The sequence below is a fragment of the Streptomyces shenzhenensis genome (assembly GCF_021462265.1).
GTDB classification, from domain to species: domain Bacteria; phylum Actinomycetota; class Actinomycetes; order Streptomycetales; family Streptomycetaceae; genus Streptomyces; species Streptomyces shenzhenensis.
Genome location: NZ_JAJONF010000016.1, coordinates 1 through 22,851 on the forward strand (window position 1 = coordinate 1; position 22,851 = coordinate 22,851).

Here is a 22,851-nt window from a genome sequence, read left to right on the forward strand (position 1 = left end):
TCCCAAACCTTAGCGGATCCGCTCTGCGATTCCCAATCGGGCCTTGCGGTCCGACCGAGCACCACAGAGTCCCGAAATCGAATTGAATTCGGGCGCGCCGAAATCAACCCCGTCGGGAGATCATGCTGGTGTTTGGAGTGCCGCTCCTGCGGCGGAGGTGCTGTCGCAGAACCGTTACGGCTCCGCGGCAACCCGAAGAACATTACGGGGCGGGCAGCACGGAGTCAAGCGGCCCCTGTCAAGATTTTTTCCGCGGCCCCCGCGCCCCGACGTCAGTCCAGGTCAGTGAGCCGGCCGCCGGCGTCAGGCTGGGCGTGCTCGACACGGCGCAGCAGCCTGGTGAGGACCTCGCCGAGCACCGAACGTTCCGCCAGGGAAAGGTCCTGGAGCAGATCCTCCTCGAAGACGGAGGCCAGGCGCATGGCCTCAAGCCACTTCTCGCGTCCTTCGGGGGTCAGCTCGACAATCACCCGGACGCGGTTGGACTCGTCCCTCGCCCGGGTGACGAGCCCCCCGGCGACCATCCGGTCGATGCGATGGGTCATCGCGGCGGGCGTGAGGCCGAGGCGCTTGGCCAGTTCGCTGGGGCCCATGCGGTAGGGGACCCCGGAGAGGACGAGGGCCTTGAGGACCTCCCACTCCGCGTTGCTGATGCCGAGGGCGCCGGTCTGGCGGCCGTAGGCGACGTTCATGCGGCGGTTGAGCCGGGACAGCGCCGAGACGATCTTCTCCACCTGGGGGTCGAGGTCCTGGAACTCGCGCTGGTAGGCGGCGATCTGTTCGTCGAGGGTCGGCTCGCCGGCGCCGGTGGTGTCGGCCATGGCCGCAGTATCGCACGGACCCGCTTGGCGTTGAAGTCCTTCACGATGTAGTCTTTAGCTTCGAACTTTATCTTCTAAGTCTTGAGGCTTCAGTAGTCCGCTGACTTAACGACCTGAGAGAGGTGAACGTGACCAGGGCGATGGGCGCAGCGATGCGCCGGATCCACGTGGGCAACGCACTCAGCGCGTTCGGGCTCGGCTTCACCGTCCCCTACCTGTACGTCTATGTGGCGCAGGTGCGGGGGCTCGGTGCCATGACGGCGGGGTTCGTGCTCGCCGTCTTCGCCGTGGCCGCGCTGATAGTGCTGCCGTTCGCCGGGCGGGCGATCGTGCGGCGCGGCCCACTGCCGGTCCTTCTCACCGCCCTGGTGACGGCCGCGATCGGTGCGCTGAGCCTGGGGCTGGCGGGGAGCGGTCCGTCGGTGCTGGCCGCGGCCGCGCTGCTCGGGGCCGGGCAGGCCGTGATGCAGCCGGCGCTGGCGACGTTGATCGTGGACTGCTCGACGGCGGACACCCGGTCCCGGGCCTTCGCGACCCAGTTCTTCCTGCAGAACCTGGGGCTGGGGGTCGGTGGCCTCATCGGCGGCCATCTGGTCGACACGACCAAGGTGTCCTCCTTCACCGTGCTCTTCGCGATCGAGGCGACGATGTTCCTGCTGCTGGCAGCCGTCATGGCGACGGTGCGGATCCCGCACTCGCCGCGTTTCGCCGACACGCCGGCCTCGTCGTCCGCGAAAGGCAGCTGGAAGCAGCTGCTCGGGAACCGGGCGATGGTGCAGCTGTCCGTGCTGGGCTTCGTGCTGTTCTTCGCGTGCTACGGGCAGTTCGAGTCCGGGCTGAGCGCCTACGGCGTCGAGGCGGCGGGGATATCCACGTCCGCGCTGGGGACCGCGCTCGCCGCGAACACGCTGATGATCGTCGTCGCGCAGTTCGCCGTGCTCAGGTTCGTGGAGCGTCGGCGGCGGTCGCGGGTGATCGCCGGGGTCGGGCTGGTCTGGGCCGTGGCCTGGGTCGTGGCCGGGTACGCGGGACTCGGTCATGGCAGTCAGGAGATGGCGACGGCCGCGTTCGTGTCGACGTACGCGCTGTTCGGGCTGGGTGAGGCGATGCTGTCGCCGACGGTGGCTCCGCTGGTCGCCGACCTGGCGCCGGAGGGGATGGCCGGGCAGTACAACTCGGCGTTCGCGCTGGTCAAGCAGCTGGCGCTGGCCGTGGGGCCGGCGGTGGGCGGGCCGATGGGGGCCTCGCTGCACGCGCCGTACGTCGTGACGTTCCTGCTGTTCTCGCTGGGGATCAGTGTCCTGGCGGTGCGGCTCGGGAAGCGGCTGACGGATGTGCAGGACCGGCCTTGGCTGGCCGCGAGGAGCAGGGTCGTGGCCCGGGGTGGCGCGGCTGCGGAGTCCGTGTCCGCGTAGTTGGGGGCGGGAGTGGGCCGCTTACCGGCGCTGAAAGGGTCCCTCCCCCAGAGGGGGTGCCCCCCCAGCACCCACCCTCCCCCCACGCTCGGCTTCGCTCGCGCGCGGGGAGGCGCGACTGCCCGCAGCTGAGAACTGTCACGAGCGCCCGCGGCTGGGAACCGGCGGCGGGCGAAGCGCCCCGTCAGGGGCGCGGGGCCGCGTCAGTATGCGGTTCCGCCGCGTGGGCGCGCCCAGCCCACACCCGCCCGCAGCCGAAACCCAAGGGCCCGCCCTCCTACGGCGCTACCCCTTCGGCAGTACGAACTCGCACCACACCGCCTTCCCACCCCCCGGCGTCCTCCTCGACCCCCACCCCGAAGCGATCGTCGCCACGATCGCGATGCCTCTCCCCGACTCGTCCGCCGGCTCCGCGCGCCTCCGCCGCGGCAGGTGGTCGTCGCCGTCCGTCACCTCGATGATCAGTCGGCGGTCGGTGCGGCGGAGCCGCAGCCGCATGGGCGGGGTGCCGTGCTGGAGGGAGTTGGCGACCAGCTCGCTCGCGGCGAGGACACCCAGGTCGTGCAGATCGGCCGGGAACCGCCAGCTGGTCAGCACGCCGGAGGCGAACGCACGGGCGCGGGGCGCCGCCTCGATGCCGCCGAGGAGTTCCAGTGCGGCGTTGCGGAACAGGTCGCTGTCCGGGCCCGTACGGGCCGGATGCTGAAGAACCAGGACGGCGACGTCGTCGTCGTGGCCGGCCGTGACGCCGGCCGAGCGGACCAGGCGGTCGCAGATGACCTGGGGTGTGCCGGTGGCACCCGCAAGCGCGCGCTCCAGCGCCGCGATGCCCTCGTCCAGGTCCTCGTCACGGCGTTCGACCAGGCCGTCCGTGTAGAGGACGGCTGTGGAGCCGGGGCTCAGCGGTACCGAGGCGGACGCGTGCACCCAGCCGCCGGTGCCGAGCGGCGGCCCGGTCGGTTCCTCGGTGCGCAGCACGCTGCCGTTCTCGTCGCGGACCAGGATCGGGAGGTGGCCGGCGGAGGCGTACACCAGCCGTCCCTCGTTGGGGTCGTGGACGGCGTAGACGCAGGTGGCGATCTGGTTGGGGTCGATCTCGGTGGCGAGGCCGTCGAGGAGCTGGAGGACCTCGTGCGGGGGGAGGTCCAGGCGGGCGTAGGCGCGGACCGCCGTACGGAGCTGGCCCATGACGGCCGCCGCGCGGACGCCGCGGCCCATCACGTCGCCGATGACGAGGGCGGTACGGCCGCCGCCGAGGGTGATGACGTCGTACCAGTCACCGCCGACCGCGGCCTCGGTGCCGCCGGGCTGGTAGGTGGCGGCGATGCGCAGGTCGTCGGGTTGTTCGAGCTCCTGCGGGAGCAGGCTGCGCTGCAGGGTCACCGCGGTCTCGCGCTGGCGGCGTTCGCTCGCGCGCAGCCGCTCTGCCGCCTCGGCGTGGTCGGTGACGTCGGTGGCGAAGAGGAGGACGCCGCCGTCGCGGCCGCCGTTCTCGGCGACCGGGGTGCAGGTGAACGTGTAGGTGCGGCCGTCGAGCGCCTTGCGGGACTTGAGGGTGCGGGGCCTGCCGCTGCGCAGGACCTGGTCGAGGAGGGGGAGGAGGCCCAGTTCGGCGAGTTCGGGCAGGGCCTCGCGGGCGGGGGCGCCCGGGGGACGTACGCCGAAGGCCGTCGTATAGGCGTCGTTGACGTAGGCGACGTGGTGGTCGGGGCCGTGGACGAGGGCGACCAGGGCCGGGACGTGGTCGAGGACGCCGCGGGCGGGCAGTTCGTCGACCGCGGGCACACAGGGCGAGTTGTCTGTCAGCTGTTCGGCGCGGGCCGCGGGCACGGAGCCTTCCCCCCGTCGGTCCGGGGTGACCGCGTGCTCGGTCCGCGCTGCGGCGCGGCGCTGCGTTCCGGGGAGCCGGGCGCTCCAGCGCGTGAAGTTCACGAAACCTTGCCTCGTGTCGTCGTCTCCGGCCGGCTCGGGGAGCGGCCGGGGGCCGGGGGAGGTCCCCCGGTGCAGTTCTGGGGAGGAGCTGAGGAGAAGCCTTGTGCTCGGTCGGGGGCAGTCTGGCAGGGTGGCCGTCGGCGACGACATCCGTCAGACGCCGGGGCGGCCCGTGGAGTTCCTGAGTTCCGTCAGAACGACCCGTTCGAGTCGTCCGAGGGACTGTGTGGATGCTTTCCACCGGCCGCGAGTTCGAACTCCGCTCGGGGATGTTCGAGTGATCCGAGCGAGACGATCTCCCGTTTGAAGAGCCCGGCGAGGACCCATTCGGCGAGGACGCGGGCCTTGCGGTTGACGGTGGGAACCCTGCTCAGGTGGTAGAGGCGGTGCATGAACCAGGCAGGGTAGCCCTTCAGCCTGCGCCCGTAGACCTGGGCGACGCCCTGGTGGAAACCGAGGGAGGCGACCGCGCCGACGTAGGTGTGGGCGTAGGTGTCGAGGGGTTCGCCGCGCAGCGCGTGGACGATGTTGTCGCCGAGGGTCCTGGCCTGGCGGACCGCGTGCTGGGCGTTGGGGGCGGTCTCGGTGCCGGGTTCGGCGGCGGTGGCGTCCGGGACGGCGGCGGCGTCGCCGGCGGCCCATGCGTGGTCGACGCCGTCGATCGTCAGCTCGGCGGTGCACTTCAGCCGTCCGCGCGGAGTGCGCGGCAGGTCGGTGGCGGCGATCAGCGGGTGCGGCCTGACGCCTGCCGTCCATACGAGGGTGCGGGTCGGGAAGCGCTGGCCGTCACTGAGGACGGCGACGCGGTCGGCACAGGACTCCAGGCGGGTGTCGAGCAGCACCTGGATGTTGCGGCGGCGCAGTTCGGTGACGGTGTAGCGGCCCAACTCGGGCCCGACCTCGGGGAGGATCCGGTCAGTGGCCTCGACGAGGATCCATTTCATGTCCTCGGGCTGGACGTTGTGGTAGTACCGCGCGGTGTAGCGGGCCATGTCCTCCAGTTCGCCGAGGGCTTCCACGCCCGCGTAGCCGCCGCCCACGAAGACGAACGTGAGGGCCGCGTCGCGGATCGCTGGGTCGCGGGTGGAGGAGGCGATGTCCATCTGCTCGATGACGTGGTTGCGCAGGCCGATGGCCTCCTCCACGGTCTTGAAGCCGACGCCGTGCTCGGCGAGACCGGGGATGGGCAGCGTGCGCGCGATCGAGCCGGGGGCGAGGACCAGTTCGTCGTACTCCAGGAAAGTGGCGCCTTTTCGCTCCTCGGCGGTGGCGAGGGTGGCCACCTCGGCGGTGCGCTTGGCGTGTTCGACGGCCGTCACCTCGCCGATGACGACATGGCACTGGTCCAGAACGCGCCGCAACGGTACGACCACATGACGAGGGGAAATCGAACCCGCGGCCGCTTCGGGAAGGAACGGCTGGTAGGTCATATAGGGATCGGGAGTGACGACAGTGATGTCGACCTCGCCCCGCCTGAGTTCCCGCTTCAGCTTCCGCTGCAGCCTCAGGGCCGTGTACATCCCGACGTAGCCGCCGCCGACAACGAGAATGCGCGCACGTTCCTTCACCATCCCATGACGCACCCGTGACTCTTGTTTGTCCACAGCCCCGGCAATTTGTGTGACCGACGGGCGCCTGGGCCGGGCGCCGGGCGCGCGCCCCGGGCGGGACGAAAGGGGCCAGGTCAGCGGGGGCGGGCAAGGGGGCGCGAAGGCGTCGAATCGGGAGGTAAACGACCCGTGCTCCGATCGGGGGGCGCACCGTGCGGAACGTTCCCCTTCTGAATTGACAGCCTCTCAACTATGTTCGTGTGTCGACGGGGTGCAGAGGATGTGGTCGAGCGATCCGCGACAGGCGGTCCGCAGGCCCACGGTCCATGATCGGTCATGGGTCGGCCGCAGTTCCGCTCGCTCCGGCTATCAGTGACGGGGAGTCTCCGGGGGGAGACGTCGTTAACCGGGGGAACACAGATGCATATTCAGGACACGCATTGGTCATCGGCATCCGCTCTGGCGGCCGGCGGCGGAACGGTGAACTCGGCGACGGGCAACGGACGCGGTGACGGGCCGCGTACGACGCCGTTGCGGGTGGACGCACAGCGCAATCTGGAGCACGTGCTGCGTGCGGCACGCGAGGTCTTCGGCGAGCTGGGGTACGGCGCGCCGATGGAGGACGTGGCGCGGCGGGCGCGGGTCGGGGTCGGCACCGTGTACCGGCGCTTTCCGAGCAAGGACGTGCTGGTACGGCGGATAGCCGAGGAGGAAACCTCCCGGCTGACCGACCAGGCGCGGGCCGCGCTCGGGCAGGAGGACGAGCCGTGGTCGGCGCTGTCGCGCTTCCTGCGGACGTCGGTGGCGTCGGGGGCGGGGCGGTTGCTGCCGCCGCAGGTGCTCCGGGTCGGGGTGCCGGAGGGGCTCGGCGGCGGTGCCGACACCGGCTCCGGGACCGAGGAGGCCCGGCTGCCTCAGCAGCGGACGCAACCGGGGGCCGGGGAGTTGCGGCTGGTGGCGGAGGAACGGGAACCGGTGACCGGCGCCGACGGCGACGACGCGGGGGCGGCCGAACTGCTCGAGGTCGTCGGGCGGCTGGTGGAGCGGGCACGGGCGGCGGGTGAGTTGCGGCCGGACGTCTCGGTCTCCGACGTGCTGCTGGTGATCGCCACGGCCGCGCCGTCCCTGCCGGACGCCGCCCAGCAGGCGGCGGCTTCGACCCGGCTGCTGGACATCCTGCTGGAGGGGTTGCGGTCCCGGGCCTGACGGTGTCCTTGCTCGGCCGCGCGGGTGACCTTCGCACGGGCGTGTGCCGGGCGACGACCGTGGGCGGGTGCGGGTTGACTGTGGCTGGTCGCGCCCACGCGGCGGAGCCGCATGTCCGACCCGGCCCCGCGCCCCTTCGGGGCGCGTCCTCTTCCGGGTGACCGTTCGGCACTCGAGGACCCGGGCAAAAGGCGGTGTGGGAGTCTGAGCCGGTGATTCGGGCGGGCGGGCAGGCGGCGGGGGCGTTCCGCGATGAGCGTTGACGGGTGGGGCGAGTCCGTCGGTGAGGAGATGACCTCGCCGCAGGTGCCCAGCCGGGGCGGCCGGGCCGACGTTCCGGCGCAGCGCGACGGCGGTGTGCCGCCGCCGTCGCGGAAACCGCCGCACCCCGACAGCCAGTTGATCGAGCGGACGCGGGCCGGCGACGACTCGGCGTACGAGGAGCTGTACCGCCGGCACACGGACGCGGTACGGCGCTACGCACGGACCTGCTGCCGGGACGGGCACACCGCCGACGACCTGACCGCCGAGGTGTTCGCCCGCATGCTGCAGGCGGTACGCGGCGGGTCCGGGCCCGAGTACGCCGTGCGCGCCTACCTGCTCACCTCCGTACGCCGGGTCGCCGCGCAGTGGCTCAGGTCGGCCCGGCGTGAGCGACTGGTCGACGACTTCGCGCTGTTCGCGGCGCAGTCCGCGCGCGGCTCCGAGTGGTCCGGCAACGACGCCCTGGACGTGGGCGCGGATGTGCGGGCGATGCACGAGGCCGAGCAGTCGATGGCGATGCAGGCCTTCCGTTCGCTGCCGGAGCGCTGGCAGGCCGTGCTGTGGCACACCGAGGTCGAGGACGAGTCGCCGGGCGAGGTGGCCCCCCTCTTCGGGCTGGACGCCAACGGCACCCGGGTCCTTGCCGGCCGGGCCCGCGAGGGCCTCAGGCAGGCCTACCTCCAGGCCCATGTCAGCGCCGCCCTCGTCGACGACGAGGAGTGCGCCCGCTACGCCGGCCGGCTCGGCGGCTACGCCCGCCGCAAGCTGCGGGTCCGCGCCGAACGGGGGCTGCGCAAGCACCTGGAGGAGTGCGCCAGGTGCCGGCTGGCCGCCGCCCAGCTCGAAGAGGTCGCGAGCGGTATCCCGGCCGTCGTACCCGTCGCGGTCATCGGCTGGTTCGGGGCCGCCGGGTACGCCAAGGCGCTCGGGATCATCGCCGGGGGCGCCGGAGCGGGGGCCGCGGGCGCGGCCGCCGCGGCGAGCGGTTCGTCCGGCGGGGCGGGTGGCGGTGCCGGGGGTGCCGCGGCCGCGGAGGGGCCGGCGGGACCGGTGAAGGCCGCTATCGCCGCCGGGCTGATGGCGACGGCGGTCGCCGTGGTGGCCCTCGCCCTGGCGAACGACGGCCACCCGGCCGGGGAGGCCGCCGGACCCACCCCGTCCACGCCGGTCGTCCGGCCCGGGGCACCGACCCCCACTCCGTCGAAGAAGAGACCGGAACCCGAGCCGGTCGCCGTCGCCGCCCGACCGACCCCCGCCCTCACACCGACACCGACACCGAGCCCCCGGCCCACCCCCAGCCCGAAGCCCGCCCCCACTGCGATACCCGCGCCGCCCCTGACTCCGAGACCGACCCCCACACGCACACCGACCCCCACCCCCACACCCACTCCGCCGCCCGCCCCGGTCGTCTACCAGTGGAGCGAGCTGCGCTTCGACGTCACCGGCGACGGCACCCGGCCCGAGATGCGGCTCGGCGAGAGCAGCTGGGTGTGGCAGCGGCACGGCGTGACGGTCGCCGGCGAGAAGTACGCCCACGGGGTCACCGTGCACGGCAGGTCCTCCGTCACCGTCGACCTCAACCGGCAGTGCACCGCCTACGACGCGATGGCCGGCGTCGACGACATGACCCTCGGCCTCGGCAAGGTCGTGTTCGCCGTCTACGCGGACGGGGTGCGGCTGTGGCGGTCCGGGCTGGTCGAGGGCGGACAGGCCACCGTGCCCGTCCATGTGGACCTGACCGGGCACAAGACCGTGCGCCTGGTGGTGGAACCGCAGACCGCCTTCGACACGGTGGCGCTCGCCGACTGGGCCGAGTCGAGGTTCACGTGCCGGTAGCGGCGGCCGGCGTTCCGCTCAGTTCGCGCAGGGCGTCCTCCTCGGTGAGGGAGGCGCCCCGCGAGCGCTCGGCCGCGTAACGCTGCGAGGTCAGCGCGGCACGGGCGGCCGCGTCGACCTCCTCGGCGCGCGTGCGCTCCGGCTCGGGGCGGACACTCCCGGCGCGCCAGTGGTCGGCGGCGGCGTACAGCCGTACCGCCCCCGCCAGATCGCCGAGCCGGGCCAGCAGGTCGCCGCCGATGTCCACCAGCGCCGCCGTGATCACCTCGGCGCAGCGGTACTCCACCGCCTCGCGCAGCCCCTCGGTCACGATCGGCAGCGCCCGCGCGGGGCCGTGCTCCACCGCCGTGAGCAGGGCCTCGACCACGCGGATCGCGGCCATGAACTGCGGCGGCGCGGAGCCGGCCGCCGTCGTGGCACGGGCGGTCTCGTAGCACTCGCGCGCCCGCGGCAGTTCCCCGTCGCAGAGGGCCAGGTACGCCCTGAGCAGCGCCACGTACGCCTTCGACTCCGCCACCGCGTACCGGTCGGCGGCCTCGCCCGCCCGGTCGAGGGCGGCCTGGGCGCCCGCCCGGTCGCCGGAGCGGAAGGCGATCTCGGCGAGCCGCGCGAGCAGGAAGGGCGTCTCCGCGTGCGCGCCGACCTCGTGGGCGAGCCGCAGCGCCTCCCGGTACTCGCCCTCCGCCGCCGCGAACCGGCCGCGCGCCATGTCCGCCTCCCCGGCCGCGCTGCACACCTGTGCTCCCATCCAGCGGTCCCCGACCCGCCGGCTGAGGACCCGCAGCTCGGCCAGGTCCTCGTCGACGCCCCGCAGGTTGCCGGGTGAGTCGACCAGGATGTGGGTGCGGTACATCAGGGTGACGCCGATCTCCCAGTCACCGCCGTGCACCCGGCAGTTGGCGACCACCGCGGACATGTCCGGGGTGATGTCCACGGCGGAGCCGCCCAGGGTCCACGCGGTGAGCGGCCAGATGAGGCCCGGCATCCGGGCGGCCCGGGGACCGCCCGCCTCGAAGGCGGCCCGGACGCGCGCGACGTACCGCGGGGTCCGGTCGTCCCTCACCAGGTCCGGCCGGCCGGACTCGGACGCCAGGAACAGGTCGAGCAGCCTGAGGTCCATGCGCAGCTCGTACAGCGGGTGCCCGGCCCCGGCGTCCGGGGCGGCCAGGAGCGCGCCCACGGGGTCCGCCGCGTCGGCGGACGCGCGCAGTTCGTCCGGGTGGGCGTCCGCGGGCAGGGCGTCCCGGGCGACTCCCAGACGCAGTACCGCGCGCACCGAGGCCGTCGCCTCCTGGCGGTAGTTGCGCAGCCACCAGAACCAGCCGACGGCGAGGACGATCCGGCCCGCCTGCACCTCGTCGCCCGCGCGGAGCGCCCGGTCGAGGGCGGCGCGGATGTTGTCGTGCTCGGTCTCCAGGCGGCGGATCCAGGACAGTTGCTCCCCGGAGCGCAGTCTGGGCTCCGCCTCTTCCACGAGCGCCCGCACCCACGCGCCGTGCCGCCGCTCGGCCGCCGCGCGCGGTCCGGGGGCCTCCGCGGCGCGCTCGACGGCGTACTCGTGGATGGTCTCCAGCATGCGGTAGCGCATGCCGCCGGTGCCGTCCGCGCCGTCCGGGGTGGCGATGATCAGGGACTTGTCGACGAGCGCGCCGGTGAGGTCGGCGGCCGGTCCGGTGCACACGGCCTCCGCCGCCGTGAGGTCCCAGCCGCCGGCGAAGACGGACACCTCGCGCAGCATCGTCCGCTCCCGCTCGTCGAGCAGGTCCCAGGACCAGTCGACGACCGCCCGCAGGGTCTGCTGGCGGGGCAGGGCCGTGCGGCTGCCGGCGGTGAGCAGGCGGAAGCGGTCGTCGAGCCGGTCGGCGATCTGCCGGGGCGTCAGCAGCCGCAGCCTCGCCGCCGCCAGCTCGATGGCCAGGGGCAGGCCGTCCAGGCGGCGGCAGATCTCGTCGACGGCCGCCGCGTCGCCCGGCGCGGCGGCGCCGGTTGCGGGGCGGACGGCGGCGGCGCGCTCCTCGAAGAGGCGGTGTGCCTGCTCGGGGGCGAGGGGCTCGACCGGGCGCACCGACTCGCCGGGGACGCCCAGGGGTTCACGGCTGGTGGCGAGGACCGTGAGTCCCGGGCAGTGGGTGAGCAGGGTCTCGGCGAGGGCGGCCGCCGCTTCGATGACATGTTCGCAGTTGTCAAGGATCAGGAGCTGGCTGCGCGGGGCGCAGTACTCGACGAGCAGGGCCGTGGGGTCGCTCTGCACCGCCGCCAGTTCGTTGGTCATGAGCACGGTCTCGCGCAGACCGAGCGCGCTGACCACCGCGCCTGGCACCGCCTCCGGCCGGTCGAGCGGGGCGAGCTCGACGAGCCATGCCTGCGGGAGCCCGGCGGCGGCCTCCTCGGCGAGACGGGTCTTTCCGGAGCCGCCCGGTCCGGTGAGGGTGACGAGACGGGCCCTGTGCAATTCGGAACGAACGGCTTGGAGTTCGGGTTCCCGGCCCACGAAAGAGGTAAGACGCGGACGGAGGTTGCCGGTGCGGGGCGGGGGCGCGCCGAGGAGGCTGGGGCCGGGTCTCTGGGTGAGCAACGAGGCGTGCAGTGACTTGAGTTCCGGGCCCGGGTCGGTCCCGAGGCCTTCGGCGAGGGTGCGGCGGGCGGTCTCGTACGCGGCGAGGGCGTCCGCCGGGCGGCCGGTGTCGCGCAGGGCGCGGATGAGCAGGGCGTGCAGGGGCTCGTCGTACGGGTGGGCGGTGGTCAGCTCGGTCAGTTCCGGTACGGCGTCGGCGGCGCGGCCGAGGCGGAGCGCGGCGTCGGCGCGGGCGCGGGTGGCTTCCAGCCGGAGCGCGTCGGGGCGGGCGGCGGCCGCGCCGCGGTCGGGGAGGTCGGCGAGGGCGGGGCCGTGCCAGAGGGCGAGGGCGTCGGTGAGGAGACGGTGGGCTGCCGCCGGGTCGCCGGTGGTCAGGGCCTGGATGCCGTCGCGTACCCGTCGCTCGAAGACGTGCAGGTCGATGTCGTCCTCGGCCGCCTCCAGGCGATAGCCGCCCGGGGTGGAGGTGACGCTGTCCTTGCCGAGGGCGCGGCGGAGGCGGCCGACGAGGGCCTGGAGCGCGGCCGGGGCGTCGTGGGGCGGGTCGTCGTCCGTCGCCCAGATCTCCTCGATGAGGGTGTCGGGGGTGAGGGTGCGGGCGGGGTGGAGGGCGAGGACGGTGAGCAGGGCGCGGAGGCGGGGGCCGCCGACGGGTATGGGGGCGCCCTGGTCGTCGCTGGCCTGGGTCACGCCCAGGATTCGGTACCGCACCGGGTCATTGTCGCCGGGGGCGGGGGCGGGGGCACGGAGTTTCAGCGCCGGGGGTTGCGGGTTGCCCGGGGTGGGGGCCGGTGCCGGGGGGTGTCACTTACCGGCGCTGGCAGGGTGCCGCCGCGCCCACCCGTGCCGCCCCAGCGGCACGACTGCCCGCGGCTATGTAGAGCTATGTAGGGCTAGGTAGCACGCGGCGACTGCGGCGCCCCGCACGGGGCGCGGGGAACTGCGCGATCAGCCCCCCACCGGCCCGCGCCCGGCGACGAACCGGCACCACCCCCGATGCGGGGGCCTGGGGGCGGCAGCCCCCAGACACGGCGGCCCCCGTCACCACGTCACGCCCCCGACACGGCGATCCCCGTCACCACGTCACGCCCCAGACACGGCGACCCCCGTCACCGCGTCACGCCCCAGACGCCAACGCACCCCTCATCGGCGTCACCCCCGCCGGCACCGCACGGGCCCGCGCCGGCGTCCCCGTCCAGCACGTGCCCCGGCGGGAGAGGAGGCGGCGCAGCCACAGCTCCAGCGAGACCAGGTCGGCCAGGCCGTCCAGCGGCAACGGCTCCCCGGCGGCCGCCGCGCGCAGCGCCTTGCGGACCACCCTCGCCTCCACCAGGCCCGCCTGCGCCAGCAGCGGCGTCGAGAAGAGGGAGATCAGCTCGTCGGCCGCCACGCGCAGCCCCGTGCGGGTGGCGGCTGCCGAGGAGGCGTGGGAGGGGGCGCCCCAGCCCGGCGGGAGGTCGGTGACACCGGCGCCCTCCAGGACCGTGCGGAGGATGGCCGCGCGGGCGCCCGGCTGGACCCGCAGCGCCTCGGGGAGGTCGCGGCAGGCGCGGACCACCTGGTTGTCCAGGAACGGCGCGTGGAGGCGCTGGGAGCGGATTTCGGCCGCCTGTTCCAGGACGCGGATGTCGGCCGCGTGACGGGCCAGCACCGCACGCGCGCGGTAGTCTCCGGGGCGCTGGCCGGGGCCGACGCCGGAGCGGTTCGCCGCGCCCTGGAGCAGAACCGATACTTCAGCGAGCGCCTCGCCGGTCAGCCAGCGCGCCGCCGGACCCGGTCTCGCCCAGGTGAGCGCCGCGAGGGAGGCACCCACCGCGCCTCCGGGGTCGTCGAACCGGCGCCGCAGCAGGCGTTCGGCGAGGGTCTCGACGCCCGTGCGGTACGGCGTACGGGCCAGGCGCCGCGCCGCGCTGTACACGCGCGCGGGGACCATCACCGAGCCGTCGGCCTTGGCCAGCGCGGCGACCGGGCGGACGAGGTGGCGCCGCTTGCGGTCCATCAGCAGGTCGGCGAGGCGCGCGGGGTGGGCGTCGAGAACCTGGCGGGCGCCGTAGCCGGTGAAGTGGTCGGCGCTGCCGGCGGCGAGCCGGGCGCGGTGCCGGGCCGCGGAGACCAGGGACGGCCCCGGTTCGTCGGTCAGGGGGCCGTCGAGGTCGGCGTACGGCAGCGTCTCCTCGCCGCCGGTGACCACCACGTGGTGCAGGCGCGGGTTGGCGGCGAGGGTGCCGGCGCGCTGGAGTTCGGCCTCGCGGCCGCCCACGGCCAGGTCGTTGAAGGTGACGGCGAGCAGGCGCTCGCCGGCGCCGTGGCCGAGGACCGTGCCGGGCATCCCGGGCAGCCCCGCGGCGAGCAGCGCGAGCGTCCCCGACGCGGGGCCGCCGGAGAGGTCGGCGCCGATGCCCGGGACCGGCATCCCGCGCGCCGCGCGACGCTCGGCGGGGCCCATGCCGGGGACCGGACCCGGGTCGATGTCCGGGACGTGCCGGGGCGCCGACAACCGCGCGCGTACCGCTTCTACGAGCGCGTCCCGTACGGCGTCCACCGCACTGTCGGGGTCGGCGGAGGGTGCCGCGACCGCGAGCGAGGCGACCTGCTCGTAGCCGGCGATCTCGCGCGCCCCGGCGCGCAGGATCAGCGCGTGCCCTGGCGGAACGCGCCGCACGCCCTCGTACGGGGTCGAGTCGTGCAGCGCGGCCGGTACCTCGGGGACGGCGAGGAGGGCCGCGAGGTGGCCGTAGTCGAGGTTGGCCTCGATGAGGTCGGCGAGGGGGAGGGCGGCCGTGGCGTAGGCCGTACCGCCTGCCCAGGGGCTGTGGAAGACCGGCCGGGCGCCCGCGAGGTCGCCGCAGACGGTGACCCGGCGGCCGACCTGGACGACGGCCGTGTAGCTGCCGGACCAGGCGGTCAGATGCCGCAGTGCGCCCCCGCGCGCCGTGAAGAGGCCGAGGCGCAGCTCCTCGTCGGTGGCGCCGCAGGTGCCGAGGACGGCGATGCGGTTCTGCGCGTCGGCCCTGATGACGCGCACCTCGTCGGGCCGCCAGTCGCCGACCGCCCACAGCGGATCGGGGTCGCCCCACAGGAGCTGGGAGCCGATGGGGTGAACGGTCTCGCCGTCGTAACCCATGGCGCCGGCGGAGCCGATCGTGGCGGCACCGGAGGCGGTGCTGCTCCATCCCACCAACCACCGCATCGACGCCTCCACAGGCTGTGGACAACCATGCACGGTACGAACCGGGTCCCCATGCTGCCATGAAGGACGCGGTCCGAGGTGGCGGTGGGGCCGCCTTTGATCCCTGGAAGATTCCCCGGAGTTGCCGCAGGACCGGCTACGCGCGCGTGCCGCGGAAGAGCCACGGCGAGCGCCGACGGCCGTACGGCACCGGGTGAGTGCGACGCGAATGCGCCCCCTGTACGCTCCCCCAAAACGCCCTTCGCGCCCTCAATTGCCATGGTAGGAGCGTTGATCGCTCGCGGAGGGTGGGGGCGATTTTCGGCCAAATCCGAGATGGGCGCGCGGACTTGCGCACGCTCCGTACACGCTTGGCGCATCGCACCCGCGCGCACTTGACAACGCACAGTCCGGGAGGCGGGCATCGCCTCCCGGACCGGTCCGCCACCCGCGGGGATGAAGGTGGCGGTGTCCCCCAGCCCACTGGATCCAGTACAGCGGGCCGACCCACGCACCAGCCATGGAACCGCTCCCCTGGTGGCCGGAGAAGAGCGCACGGGCGGGCGCACGGCCACACGGCGGGGGCACGTCGCGACAGGTCGTGCACGGTGCGTGTCTGGGCCGCACTCGCGTACGGACCACAATCCCGCCATCCGGAAGAATGCCCCTTAACGCTTGGGATGCGGCGAACTACGCTGGGTTTACGAATGCCGCGTGGTTATGCCAGCGCGGCAGCCGTCTGTGTCGAGGGGTGGCGCATGTCCAGGGAGCAACGCGGGCCGAACGAAAAACTCGGCGCCGTTCTCGCCCTCGCGGGAATCAGCAACGCAGGACTCGCGCGTCGCGTCAACGATCTTGGCGCTCAACGCGGGTTGACTCTTCGCTACGACAAGACGTCGGTGGCGCGCTGGGTGTCGAAGGGCATGGTGCCGCAGGGCGCCGCCCCGCACCTCATCGCTGCCGCGATCGGCCAGAAGCTCGGCCGCCCGGTGCCGCTCCACGAGATCGGCCTGGCGGACGCGGATCCCGCCCCCGAAGTGGGCCTCGCCTTCCCCAGGGACGTCGGCCAGGCGGTGCGGTCGGCGACGGAGCTGTACCGCCTCGACCTGGCCGGCCGCCGGGCCGGTTCCGGCGGCATCTGGCAGTCGCTGGCCGGATCCTTCGCAGTAAGCGCGTACGCGACGCCCGCCTCGCGTTGGCTGATTACACCCGCCGACAGTTCGGTGGCACGCGAAGCGCACACCGTGGACGGTTCGGGCGCACCGCTCAAAGTCGGCCACAGCGATGTGCAGAAGCTGCGGGAGGCCGCCGAGGACGCCAGGCGCTGGGACTCCAAGTACGGCGGCGGCGACTGGCGGTCGTCGATGGTGCCGGAGTGTTTACGCGTGGAGGCGGCACCGCTGCTGCTCGGCGCGTACTCCGACGAAGTCGGGCGGGCGCTGTTCGGGGCGAGTGCCGAACTGACCCGGCTGGCCGGGTGGATGGCCTTCGACACCGGGCAGCAGGAGGCCGCGCAGCGGTACTACATCCAGGCGCTGCGGCTCGCCCGCGCGGCGGCGGACGTGCCGCTCGGCGGGTACGTCCTGGCATCGATGTCCTTGCAGGCGACCTACCGGGGCTTCGGCGACGAGGGCGTCGATCTCGCGCAGGCCGCCGTGGAGCGGAACCGGGGGCTGGCGACCGCCCGCACCATGAGTTTCTTCCGGCTGGTCGAGGCGCGGGCCCACGCGCGTGCCGGTGACGCCCAGGCCGCGGGGGCCGCGCTGAAGGCCGCGGAAGGATGGCTGGAGCGGGCGCGGGAGGGGGACAACGATCCCTCCTGGCTCGGCTTCTACGGCTATGACCGGTTCGCGGCGGACGCGGCCGAGTGCTACCGGGACCTGAAGGCTCCGCGGCAGGTGCGGCGCTTCACGGAGCAGGCTCTTTCCAAGCCGACGGAGGAGTTCGTGCGCTCGCACGGGCTGCGGCTGGTCGTCTCCGCCGTCGCCGAACTGGAGTCGGGCAACCTCGACGCGGCCTGCGAGCAGGGGGTGCGGGCCGTGGAGGTGGCCGGGCGGATATCTTCGGCGCGCACCACGGAGTACGTGAAGGATCTGCTGCACCGGCTGGAGCCGTACGGGGACGAGCCGAGGGTGGTGGAGCTGCGGGAGCGGGCGCGGCCGTTGCTGATGGCTCCGGCGTGAGGGGCGTCTGGGCGTCTGGGCGTCCGCGGGCCTGAGCACGCGGGGCGGGTGCGGGTGCCTCGTGGTTGCTCGCGCCCGCGCGGCGGCAGCCGCACATCGGACACAGCCCCGCGCCCCTTCGGGGCGCGCTGCACGCACCGGCGTTTGAAAGTGATGTCAGTGGCGCAGTGCACTATCGAGCGTGGGAGGTGGTGCAGGTGTCTGCCGGGGTTGCTTACGACTGCGATGTGCTCGTCATCGGGGGTGGGATCGTCGGGCTGTCCACCGCGTACGCGATCACCCGTGCCGCACCGGGGACCCGGGTCACCCTGCTGGAGAAGGAGGCCGGGCCGGCGAGGCACCAGACGGGCCGGAACAGCGGGGTCATCCACAGCGGGATCTACTACCGGCCGGGGTCGCTGAAGGCGCGGTTCGCCGTCAAGGGCGCCGCCGAGATGGTCAAGTTCTGCGCGGAGTACGGCATCGCGCACGCCGTCACCGGCAAGCTGATCGTCGCCACGGAGCGGGCGGAGCTGCCCCGGCTGCACGCGCTCGTGCAGCGCGGCCGGGAGAACGGGATTCCGGTGCGGGAGCTCGGGGCCGCGCAGATCGGGGAGTACGAGCCCGAGGTGCGGGGCCTCGCCGCCATACACGTCGGGACGACCGGGGTGTGCGACTTCGTGGGAGTCGCCCGGCAGCTCGGTCGGGCCTCGGGTGCGGAGATCCGGTACGGCGCGCAGGTGGTCCGCGTGGACCGGCGGCCGGAGCGGGGCGTGGCCGTGCTCACCGCGCGCGGTGACGTCGTACGCGCACGCGTGCTGGTCAACTGCGCGGGGCTGTACTGCGACGAGGTGGCGCGGCTGGCCGGGGACGAGCCGGGGATGCGGATCGTGCCGTTCCGGGGCGAGTACTACGAGCTGGCGCGGCCGGAGCTGGTGCGGGGGCTGGTGTATCCGGTGCCGGATCCCGCCTTCCCGTTCCTCGGGGTGCACCTCACGCGCGGGATCGACGGCGGCGTGCACATCGGGCCCAACGCGGTGCCGGCGCTGGCCCGGGAAGGGTACGGCTGGGGCGTCGTACGGCCGTGGGAGGTCGCCGGGACGCTGGCCTGGCCGGGGGCCTGGGCGCTGGCGCGGCGGCACTGGCGGTACGGGGGCGGCGAGCTGCGCAGGTCGGTGTCGAAGAAGGCGTTCACGGCGGCCGTACGGCGTCTGCTGCCCGCCGCGGAGGAGGGCGACCTGGTGCGGGCGGCCGCGGGGGTGCGGGCGCAGGCCGTGCTCCGGGACGGGACGCTCGTCGACGACTTCCTGATCAAGGAGGCCCCGCGGACGGTCCATGTGCTGAACGCGCCCTCGCCCGCGGCGACGGCCTCGCTGCCGATCGGGCGGGAGGTGGCACAGCGGGCGCTGGCGATGCTGGACGCGGTGTGACCCCCTCGGCCCTGCCGCCGGGGCCGTAAAATCGACCCACTGTGTCTGACTCCCTCAATGCCTCCGAACTCAATGCCTCCGAAACCGCCCCGCCCGGTGAGCGGCCCCACCACGCCCCCGGCCGGCACACCCGGGCCAAGGGCGAGCCCCGGTTCCCCGACGGGCCCAGGGCCGATCCCGCCGGGTCGCACTTCGAGCGGCGGATCCGCAGCTTCCAGCCGCGCCGCAGCCGGGTCACCGCCGGGCAGGCCGACGCGCTGCAGCGGCTGTGGCCCAAGTGGGGCCTGGACATCGACGGGCAGCGGGTCATCGGCCTCGGCGGGCTGTTCGGCAACGGCAACCCGGTGGTACTGGAGATCGGCTTCGGGATGGGCGAGGCGACCGCGCTGATGGCCGCCGAGGAGCCGGCCGTCAACATCCTCGCCGTCGACGTGCACACACCGGGGCAGGGGAACCTGCTCAACCTCGCCGACCAGAACGGCCTGTCCAACGTCCGGGTCGGCAACGGCGACGCGATCATCCTGCTCCGGGAGATGCTGACGCCGGACTCGCTGGACGGGCTGCGCGTGTACTTCCCGGACCCGTGGCCCAAGAAGCGGCACCACAAGCGGCGGCTCATCCAGGCCGAGTTCCTCGATCTCGCCGCGACCCGGCTGCGCCCCGGGGCGATCGTGCACTGCGCGACGGACTGGGAGCCGTACGCCGAGCAGATGCTGGAAGTGCTCGACGCCCACCCGGAGTTCGAGAACACGCAGGCCGACGGCGGTTTCGCGCCACGCCCGGCGCACCGGCCGCTGACCCGTTTCGAGGGCCAGGGACTGGACAAGGGACATGTGGTGAACGATCTGCTCTTCCGTCGCGTACAGCACCGGGTGCCGCAGAGCGAGCAGCACCGTCAGGAGTCACCTCGTTAGGGTCGATGCCGTGGCCGCCTTTACGCCGCCGTACCCGCAGCACCCGCCTTACCCGCCTTACCCGCAGAGCCGTCCGCCCCGCTGGTGGCGGCGGCGCTGGGTGCGGTACGGGGCGCTGGTCACGCTGCTGGCCCTCTCCGGCCTGGTGATCCTCGCGCTGGTGCGGGAGCAGACGGGGACGGAGGGCCTTCTCGTCGGCCTCGGGCTCGCCGTGCTGCCCGTGCCGCTGCTCGTGGGCGCGTTCCGGTGGCTCGACCGGGTGCAGCCCGGCCCCTGGCGGAACCTGCTGTTCGCCCTCGCCTGGGGTGCCTGCGCGGCCGCCCTGATAGCCATCGTCGCCAACAGTTTCGCGACGAGATGGATAGCGACGGCGACCGCGGATCCCAGCAGCGCGGACACGCTCGGGGCGACCGTGATAGCGCCGGTCGTCGAGGAGTCGGCGAAGGCGGCGGCGGTGCTCCTCGTCTTCCTCTTCCGCAGACGGGACTTCACCGGGATCGTGGACGGCGTGGTGATAGCCGGGGTCACCGCCACCGGGTTCGCGTTCACCGAGAACATCCTCTACCTCGGCACGGCCTTCGGGACCGACCGGCTGACCGGCGGCAGCGGGATCGCCTCCGTCACGGCCGCGACCTTCTTCGTGCGCATCGTGATGTCGCCGTTCGCGCACCCGCTCTTCACCGTCCTCACCGGCATCGGCTTCGGTATCGCCGCGCTCTCCGGGGAGCGGCAGCGGGCGCGGCGTGTGCTGGCGCCGCTCGCCGGGCTGCTGCTCGCGATGAGCATGCACGCGTTCTGGAACGGGTCTTCGACATTCGGGCAGTACGGGTTCTTCGCCGTGTACGGCATGTTCATGGTGCCGGCGTTCGGGCTGCTGACCTGGCTGGCCGTGTGGACGCGGCAGCGGGAGCTGCGGACCGTGCGGGAGGAGTTGCCGGCGTACGTCTACGCGGGGTGGCTGGGGGCGGCCGAGCCGTTCCTGCTCGGGTCGATGCGGGCGCGGCAGATGGCCCGGGAGTACGCCGCGTACCACTTCGGCAGGGCGGCGGGGCGGGCGGTCGCCGAGTACGAGGGGTACGCGACGACGCTGGCACTGCTGCGGCGCCGGGGGCAGCGGGGGCGGGCCGGGGCCGACTTCGTGGTGCGGGAGCGCGAACTCCTCACGGAACTGTGGAGCCGGCGGGAGCTGGTGCGGCCGGCCCTGGAGTACGCGGCCCGGACGGCCGCGCCGAGCGGGTGGCCCGGGTACGCGGGTTACGCGGGTTACGCGCCGACGGCTTACGGGGCACCGGGCCCGGGGTGGCAGGGGGCGGCGGTGCCGTACCCGTCCTACAACCCGTACCGGAGCTAGTGCTTCGGGGTCGCGGAGGGTCCGGCACCGCCGGGACGCGCCGTGCGGGCTCGGGCTGAGCACCGTCGCGGCGGCGAGGAGCGGTGACGAGAAACGGTGAGCGGCCCGCCGGTGGTGAGCCGGCAGGCCTGCGCGGGGCGTCAGGCGGAAGCCGTCGTCAGCCTGCTCAGTTCCTGGTCCGTCAGGGTCAGGTCGGCCACGCCCAGCAGGGGCGGGAGCTGTTCGAGGGTGCGCGCCGAGGCGATCGGGGCCGCGATGGTGGGCTGGGCCGCCAGCCAGGCCAGGGCGACCGTGGGGACCGGGGCCTCGTGGGCCGCGGCGATCTCGTCCAGGGCCGCCAGGACCTTCTGACCGCGGTCGGACTCGGCGTACTGGGCGGCTCGGCCCGCTCGGGCGCTGTCGACCGTCGTACCGGGGCGGTACTTGCCGGTGAGGAAGCCGGCGGCCAGGGCGAAGTAGGGGACGGCCGCGAGGCCGGTGCGGGAGGCCAGGTCCTGGAGCGGGCCCTCGTAGGTGTCGCGGGAGACCAGGTTGTAGTGAGGCTGGAGGGCGACGTACCGGGCGAGGCCCTCGCGGTCGGAGAAGTCCAGGGACTCCTGCAGCCGCTCCGGCGTGATGTTGGACGCGGCGATGTGCCGGACCTTGCCCGCCCGCACCAGCTCGTCCAGCGCGCCGATGATCTCCTCGACCGGGACCTCGGGCTGGTCGAAGTGCGTGTAGTACAGGTCGATATGGTCGGTGCCCAGACGGCGCAGGGACGCGTCGGCGGCGGCCTTGATGTTGGCGGCGGACAGGCCCGGGTACTCCGGGTGCTGGCTGACCTTCGTCGCGATGACGACGTCGTCCCGGTTGCCGCGCGCCCTGACCCACTTGCCGATGATCGTCTCGGACTCGCCGCCCTTGTTGCCCTCGATCCACGCCGTGTACGAGTCGGCGGTGTCGACGAAGTTGCCGCCGGCGGCGGCATAGGCGTCGAGGACGGCGAAGGAGGTGGCCTCGTCGGCGGTCCAGCCGAAGACGTTACCGCCGAGGGCGAGCGGGAAGACCTCCAGGTCGGAGGCGCCGAGCTTGCGGAGGGAAGGGGAAGCGGAAGAAGCAGTCATGCTTCACTTCAACACGCGGCCCCGGGCGCCCCATGCCGACGCGACACGAAGTTCTCGTAAAGGCGCCCCGCCTGTCCTGGGCAGGTCAGGGGTTGAGGCCCTTGCCGCGCAGCCAGGTCATCGGGTCGATGGCGGTGGCCTGGCCGTTCGGGTGCACTTCCAGGTGGAGGTGCGGGCCGGTGACGTTGCCGGTGGCGCCGACGCGGCCGATGACGTCGCCGGTGGCGACCTTCTGGCCGACCTTCACGCCGATCGAGGACTGGTGGCAGAACCACAGCTCGGTGCCGTCGTCGAGGGTGATGATCGTGCGGTAGCCGTAGGACCCGGCCCAGCCCGCCTCGGTGACCGTGCCGCTGTGCACGGCCTTGATCAGCGTGCCGGTGGGCGCGGCGAAGTCGAGACCGGTGTGGTAGCCGGAGGACCACATGGAGCCGGCCTGGCCGAAGGTGCCGGTGATCGTGTACGAGACGACGGGCAGCGTGTACTGCTTGGCCAGCTCGGCGAGGTGGGCCTGCTCGGCCTTCTGCTTCGCGGAGGCCTCCGCCTTCTCCTTGGCGTCGGCGGCCTTCGCGGCGGCCGCCTGCTCGGCCTTGGCCTCGGCGGCGGCGATCGCCCTGTCGGCGGCGGCGACGGCCTTGGCGCCGGCCTTGGTGTCGAGCTGGTTCTGCTGCTGCGCCGCCTGGGCGATGATCCGGCTGCGCAGCGCCTCACCGGCGTTCGAGGAGGAGTCCGCGTCGGTGGCGGCGGTCGTGGTGACGCTGCTGAGCGCCGTCTGGGTGGCCTGGTGGCCGCCGCCCTCGCCGAGCAGGGAGCTGACGGAGGAGGGCAGGTCGGGCAGGGAGATGGAGACCGGCGGCTTGCCGGTGTTGGCGCTGGCCATGCCGCCCGCGCCGACGGCGGCGATGACGCCGACGCCGAGAACCGTGGAGCTGCGGGCGAGCCCGCCGCCCTTCTGCCTGGCGACCCGGTGCCGGCCGCGAGCCGCGGAGAGGGACTCCTCGGTGGGGTTCCACTCCTCGAAGGGGCCCTCGTCGGGGCGGTAGCCGCCGTAGCCGAAGGTGTCGGGCTGACGCTGGCTGGGCACGAACGGGGCTGTGGGAGCAGGCGGGTTGGACGCCACGCG

14 protein-coding genes are annotated in these 22,851 nt (G+C 73.6%); 7 read left to right on the plus strand and 7 right to left on the minus strand.

The annotated features are described in order from the left end of the window. Nucleotides 1-272 precede the first annotated feature (272 nt). Nucleotides 273-821: a MarR family winged helix-turn-helix transcriptional regulator gene (locus LQ326_RS21165; RefSeq protein WP_234538850.1), complete on the minus strand. Its 549-nt coding sequence runs from the start codon at nucleotides 819-821 to the stop codon at nucleotides 273-275. Nucleotides 822-949: 128 nt separating this feature from the next. Between LQ326_RS21165 and LQ326_RS21170 the strand changes: the two genes are divergently transcribed. Beyond that, a complete protein-coding gene (locus tag LQ326_RS21170) occupies nucleotides 950-2,236 on the plus strand; it encodes an MFS transporter (RefSeq protein WP_234538852.1) in 1,287 nt (428 codons plus the stop codon). Between the two features lie 285 nt (nucleotides 2,237-2,521). Here LQ326_RS21170 and LQ326_RS21175 read toward each other — a convergent pair whose 3' ends face one another. Together LQ326_RS21175 and LQ326_RS21180 are read right to left on the minus strand one after the other, a co-directional pair. Then, complete coding sequence (locus tag LQ326_RS21175) at nucleotides 2,522-4,168, minus strand: ATP-binding SpoIIE family protein phosphatase (protein ID WP_234538854.1); 1,647 nt, start codon at nucleotides 4,166-4,168, stop codon at nucleotides 2,522-2,524. A gap of 191 nt (nucleotides 4,169-4,359) precedes the next feature. Then, a complete protein-coding gene (locus LQ326_RS21180) occupies nucleotides 4,360-5,739 on the minus strand; it encodes an NAD(P)/FAD-dependent oxidoreductase (RefSeq protein WP_234538855.1) in 1,380 nt (459 codons plus the stop codon). A gap of 399 nt (nucleotides 5,740-6,138) precedes the next feature. Between LQ326_RS21180 and LQ326_RS21185 the strand changes: the two genes are divergently transcribed. Both LQ326_RS21185 and LQ326_RS21190 read left to right on the plus strand, forming a co-directional pair. Beyond that, a complete protein-coding gene (locus tag LQ326_RS21185; protein WP_234538857.1) occupies nucleotides 6,139-6,924 on the plus strand; it encodes a TetR/AcrR family transcriptional regulator in 786 nt (261 codons plus the stop codon). A gap of 252 nt (nucleotides 6,925-7,176) precedes the next feature. After that, nucleotides 7,177-9,024, plus strand: a complete 1,848-nt coding sequence (locus LQ326_RS21190; RefSeq protein ID WP_234538858.1) for a sigma-70 family RNA polymerase sigma factor — start codon at nucleotides 7,177-7,179, stop codon at nucleotides 9,022-9,024. Here the strand turns inward: LQ326_RS21190 and LQ326_RS21195 are convergent. Together LQ326_RS21195 and LQ326_RS21200 are read right to left on the minus strand one after the other, a co-directional pair. Next, nucleotides 9,011-12,310 (minus strand): AfsR/SARP family transcriptional regulator, encoded by a 3,300-nt coding sequence (locus LQ326_RS21195; protein WP_234538859.1) that lies wholly within the window; start codon nucleotides 12,308-12,310, stop codon nucleotides 9,011-9,013. The two genes, LQ326_RS21190 and LQ326_RS21195, sit on opposite strands and share 14 nt — an antisense overlap. Nucleotides 12,311-12,716: 406 nt before the next feature. Next, complete coding sequence (locus LQ326_RS21200) at nucleotides 12,717-14,789, minus strand: asparagine synthase-related protein (protein ID WP_234538860.1); 2,073 nt, start codon at nucleotides 14,787-14,789, stop codon at nucleotides 12,717-12,719. 737 nt (nucleotides 14,790-15,526) lie between these two features. Here LQ326_RS21200 and LQ326_RS21205 point away from each other — a divergent pair. From LQ326_RS21205 to LQ326_RS21220, 4 genes are all read left to right on the plus strand, one after another. Then, entirely contained in the window at nucleotides 15,527-16,951 is a 1,425-nt protein-coding gene (locus tag LQ326_RS21205) for an NsdA family TPR-like regulatory protein (protein WP_181807741.1), read from the plus strand. A 188-nt stretch (nucleotides 16,952-17,139) separates the two neighbouring features. Continuing rightward, a complete protein-coding gene (lhgO, locus tag LQ326_RS21210) occupies nucleotides 17,140-18,360 on the plus strand; it encodes an L-2-hydroxyglutarate oxidase (protein ID WP_234539023.1) in 1,221 nt (406 codons plus the stop codon). Between the two features lie 41 nt (nucleotides 18,361-18,401). Next, on the plus strand, nucleotides 18,402-19,274 hold the full coding sequence (trmB, locus tag LQ326_RS21215) for a tRNA (guanosine(46)-N7)-methyltransferase TrmB (protein ID WP_234538861.1): 873 nt from the start codon (nucleotides 18,402-18,404) through the stop codon (nucleotides 19,272-19,274). Between the two features lie 10 nt (nucleotides 19,275-19,284). Further along, entirely contained in the window at nucleotides 19,285-20,625 is a 1,341-nt protein-coding gene (locus LQ326_RS21220) for a PrsW family intramembrane metalloprotease (RefSeq protein ID WP_308401987.1), read from the plus strand. Between the two features lie 140 nt (nucleotides 20,626-20,765). Here LQ326_RS21220 and LQ326_RS21225 read toward each other — a convergent pair whose 3' ends face one another. Both LQ326_RS21225 and LQ326_RS21230 read right to left on the minus strand, forming a co-directional pair. Then, nucleotides 20,766-21,728: an aldo/keto reductase gene (locus LQ326_RS21225; protein ID WP_234538862.1), complete on the minus strand. Its 963-nt coding sequence runs from the start codon at nucleotides 21,726-21,728 to the stop codon at nucleotides 20,766-20,768. A gap of 85 nt (nucleotides 21,729-21,813) precedes the next feature. Next, nucleotides 21,814-22,848: a M23 family metallopeptidase gene (locus LQ326_RS21230; RefSeq protein ID WP_234538863.1), complete on the minus strand. Its 1,035-nt coding sequence runs from the start codon at nucleotides 22,846-22,848 to the stop codon at nucleotides 21,814-21,816. Nucleotides 22,849-22,851: the final 3 nt, after the last annotated feature.

Excerpts from the sequence above, each read along its gene's own strand:
- LQ326_RS21165 (WP_234538850.1), bottom strand. The coding sequence starts at position 821 with ATGGCCGACACCACCGGCGCCGGCGAGCCGACCCTCGACGAACAGATC.
- LQ326_RS21180 (WP_234538855.1), bottom strand. The coding sequence starts at position 5,739 with ATGGTGAAGGAACGTGCGCGCATTCTCGTTGTCGGCGGCGGCTACGTC.
- LQ326_RS21185 (WP_234538857.1), top strand. The coding sequence starts at position 6,139 with ATGCATATTCAGGACACGCATTGGTCATCGGCATCCGCTCTGGCGGCC.
- LQ326_RS21190 (WP_234538858.1), top strand. The coding sequence starts at position 7,177 with ATGAGCGTTGACGGGTGGGGCGAGTCCGTCGGTGAGGAGATGACCTCG.
- LQ326_RS21200 (WP_234538860.1), bottom strand. The coding sequence starts at position 14,789 with ATGCGGTGGTTGGTGGGATGGAGCAGCACCGCCTCCGGTGCCGCCACG.
- LQ326_RS21205 (WP_181807741.1), top strand. The coding sequence starts at position 15,527 with ATGTCCAGGGAGCAACGCGGGCCGAACGAAAAACTCGGCGCCGTTCTC.
- LQ326_RS21225 (WP_234538862.1), bottom strand. The coding sequence starts at position 21,728 with ATGACTGCTTCTTCCGCTTCCCCTTCCCTCCGCAAGCTCGGCGCCTCC.